Genomic DNA, 3,599 nt, shown 5'->3' with positions numbered 1-3,599 from the left:
ATAATGTGAAAATATAGAGATAAATAAAAAAATAGAATGAAAAATAATTTTTAGGAAAAGGAGAATTAATAAATGTTATTAGAATTAAGAGAACTTCAAAAAAATACGAAGGAGTATCTAGGTAAAGAAATTGAAATTAATGGATGGGTAAAAAAAATTAGAAGCCAAAAGAACTTTGGATTTATCGAACTGAATGATGGAACTTTCTTTACTGGAATACAAGTTGTATTTGATGAAGAATTGGAAAATTTTGAGGAAATTTCTAAACTTACAATTTCTACTTCTGTTAAAGTTACAGGAATTGTAGTTGAATCATTAGGAAAGGGACAAGCTTACGAAATTAAAGCCACAAAAATTTCTGTTTACCAAAAAGCTGATTCAAATTATCCATTGCAAAATAAAAGACATAGTTTTGAATTTTTGAGAACAATTGCACATTTACGTCCTAGAACTAATGCTTTTTTTGCAACATTCAGAGTGCGTTCAATTTTATCTTATGCAATTCATAAATTTTTTCAGGAAAAAAACTTCGTGTACGTTCAAACACCTATAATTACTGGAAGTGATGCGGAAGGTGCTGGAGAAATGTTTAGACTTACGACACTTGATATAAACAATGTTCCGAAAACTGAAAATGGAAGTATTGACTTTAAGCAGGATTTCTTTGGAAAAGAGGCAAATCTTACAGTAAGTGGACAGTTAAATGTTGAAACATTTGCAACAGCGTTTAAAAATACATATACTTTCGGACCTACATTTAGAGCTGAGAAATCTAATACTCCAAAACATGCTGCAGAATTTTGGATGATGGAGCCTGAAATTGCATTTGCAGATTTGGATGTAAATATGGATATTATTGAAGAAATGATAAAATATATTGTAAATTATGTAAGGGAAAATGCTAAGGAAGAAATGGAATTCTTCAACCAGTTTGTAGACAAGGACTTATTTAATAGGCTTGATACTTTAGTAAACAATGAATTTGGGAGAATTACTTATACAGAAGCAATTGAAATTTTGAAAAATTCAAAACAGAAATTTGAGTATGAAGTAGAATGGGGAATTGACCTGCAGACTGAACATGAAAGATACTTGGCAGAAAAACACTTTAAAAAACCTGTATTTGTAACTGATTATCCAAAAGATATAAAAGCATTTTATATGAAGTTAAATGAAGATGGGAAAACTGTAAGAGCAGTTGATTTATTGGCACCAGGAATTGGAGAAATTGTAGGTGGAAGCCAAAGAGAAGATGATTATGATGTTCTTTTAGGAAAAATTCATGAAATGGGATTAAAAGAAGAAGATTACTGGTGGTACTTAGACCTTAGAAAATATGGAAGTGTGCCACATTCAGGATTTGGACTTGGGTTTGACAGAATGCTTATGTACATCACTGGAATGACTAATATAAGAGATGTGATTCCATTTCCAAGAACAACTAAAAATTTGGAATTCTAATTTAATCTTCGATTCCTAAAATTCAGCTTGACAAAATATTAAAATTATATTCAAAGAAAAGCCCAATATAAGAGGTATGTCTTTTGTGTATAATTTAAGTGAAAATACTTGAAATTCTGAAATTAAAATTTTTGAATAAATAAATTTTACTTGATTTTAGATGTTATATAATATTAAAATTATACAGTCAGGAGGGAAAATGGAGAAATTAAGACGAATAATGATGGGAATGTTAATCCTTTCTTTTGCAACTATAGTAAAGGCAAACTACTATATTGCAGAAAAAATAGGAACCAATAATGGTGGAGATGCAACAACTATTGAAGAAGAAAGAACGCCAGTAGTTCCACCGACAACCGAAGCTGATGACAATACAAAAAAGGCACTTGAACAAGGAAATGAAAAAGACAAGCCTAAAGAGGAAAAAAAGACAGTTGACACAGGAACTATGCCCGCAACACAAACTGAAGACATATCAACTGAGGCAAAATATAATTCCTATGCAAATTATGAAAATGCTACACTTGCTAAAAAAAGTTCATCAGCTACATTCAGAATGGCACAGCTTTACTTTCGTGACGGACTTTACGAAAAAGCAGTAAATTTGGCATTAAAGGATGAAGCACCTGATATTCCAGTAATGTACGTAATTGCGATTGGTTCACGACTAATGGGGGATAATGACAAGTCAATTGATTACTATACTAGAATATTATCGCAGGATGAAAATCAGGCGGAAGCAAAATTGGGAATAGGCATTGCCTATAAATCAAAAGGGGATTTTTCAAAAGCGTTAGGATATTTGAAAGACTATAATTCAAAACATTCTGATGATGAAGTAAAAAAAGAAATCGCAGTATTAAATGAAATATTAGCCGGTTCAAGATAAAAATTAGGGGGGGATTATTGTGGAATGGCTTAGATTAAAGGAATATGGGATGAAAAATGCTCATATAAAAAAACTTATGTTAATTTTTCAAGATTTTGAAGAGTTATTTTATGAAGAAAATTTTAAATTGTTTAACGATGAACTGAAAAATCAATTGGAAGAAGCAATGAAAATTGATTTGGAAGAAAGACTGGAACTTTACGAACGAAATAGAGTAAGAATAATAAGTGCGAATGATAAGGAATATCCGAAAAAACTAAAGGAAATAAAAGATTTTCCAGTTTTTTTATATTTGAAAGGAAAAAAATTAAAAGATTACGACAAAATAAAAATGGATAAAGATAAAATTTCAGTGGACAATAGACGAAATATCGCAGTTGTAGGCACAAGAAGAGCAACAAAATTTGGAAAAACTGCCTGCGAGAAAATAGTAAATGAGCTAGTAAACTATGATGTAACTCTAATCAGCGGACTGGCAGACGGAATTGACACAATCGCCTTAAAAACTGCACTTGATAAGGAAATTGAAGTTGTCGCAGTAGTAGGAACAGGACTGGATGTTGTCTATCCTTATGAAAATCGTAATCTATGGGAAAGAATATCAGAAACAGGTACAATCATAAGCGAATATCCGCTAGGAACCCAGCCTACAAGGTGGACTTTTCCTAGAAGAAACAGAATTATAGCAGGAATGTCAGATGGAGTGCTAGTAGCCGAAAGTTTCAAAAAAGGTGGTGCATTAATTACAGCAGAATTAGGATTTAGTATGAATCGTGAAATTTTTGCTGTGCCAGGATTCATCAACTATCCTTCATTTGAAGGTTGTAATAATCTAATAAAAAGCAACAAGGCAAAATTAGTAACAAGTGCAGATGACATTGCTGAAGAATTCCTATGGGATATCCGTAAAGAAAAAAGTAAATTACAAAAATTAACAGAAGAAGAACAAATTGTATTCGAAACAATAATGGAAGAAGTAAGTTTTGAGCAAATACTGCAAAGTGTAAAAGAAAAAATCGAAAAAAATAAATTGTTTTCAATAATTATGAGTCTAAAAATTAGAGGATTAATTACAGAAACAAACGGGGCAAAGTACATAAGGATAGTGTAATTAAAGTTGAAAATGTCGTGATTTTTTGGAAATGAAATCGATTGTTTGAGCGTAGTTTACGTAGCGAGTTTCGATTTTATTTTCAAAAAATGCTTAGACGAGCCAGGGATGCAAGGGAAATGGCGATTGATTTCCCTT

3 protein-coding genes are annotated in these 3,599 nt (G+C 31.4%); all 3 read left to right on the top strand.

From position 1 onward, the window contains the following. Positions 1–72 precede the first annotated feature (72 nt). Positions 73–1,461, top strand: a complete 1,389-nt coding sequence (gene asnS / locus Q0370_RS08555; protein ID WP_021743824.1) for an asparagine--tRNA ligase — start codon at positions 73–75, stop codon at positions 1,459–1,461. 199 nt (positions 1,462–1,660) lie between these two features. After that, on the top strand, positions 1,661–2,350 hold the full coding sequence (locus Q0370_RS08550) for a lipopolysaccharide assembly protein LapB (RefSeq protein WP_299574645.1): 690 nt from the start codon (positions 1,661–1,663) through the stop codon (positions 2,348–2,350). Between the two features lie 19 nt (positions 2,351–2,369). Continuing rightward, positions 2,370–3,461, top strand: a complete 1,092-nt coding sequence (gene dprA / locus Q0370_RS08545) for a DNA-processing protein DprA (RefSeq protein WP_299574643.1) — start codon at positions 2,370–2,372, stop codon at positions 3,459–3,461. The last annotated feature ends 138 nt before the right edge of the window (positions 3,462–3,599 follow it).

Origin of the sequence: uncultured Leptotrichia sp. (genome assembly GCF_938036635.1) — a bacterium.
Classification (GTDB): domain Bacteria; phylum Fusobacteriota; class Fusobacteriia; order Fusobacteriales; family Leptotrichiaceae; genus Leptotrichia; species Leptotrichia hongkongensis.
This window is presented reverse-complemented; position numbering and strand designations above follow the sequence as displayed.

Bases quoted from the DNA above. Each gene is read 5' to 3' on its own strand.
- asnS (WP_021743824.1), top strand. From the start codon at position 73: ATGTTATTAGAATTAAGAGAACTTCAAAAAAATACGAAGGAGTATCTA.
- Q0370_RS08550 (WP_299574645.1), top strand. From the start codon at position 1,661: ATGGAGAAATTAAGACGAATAATGATGGGAATGTTAATCCTTTCTTTT.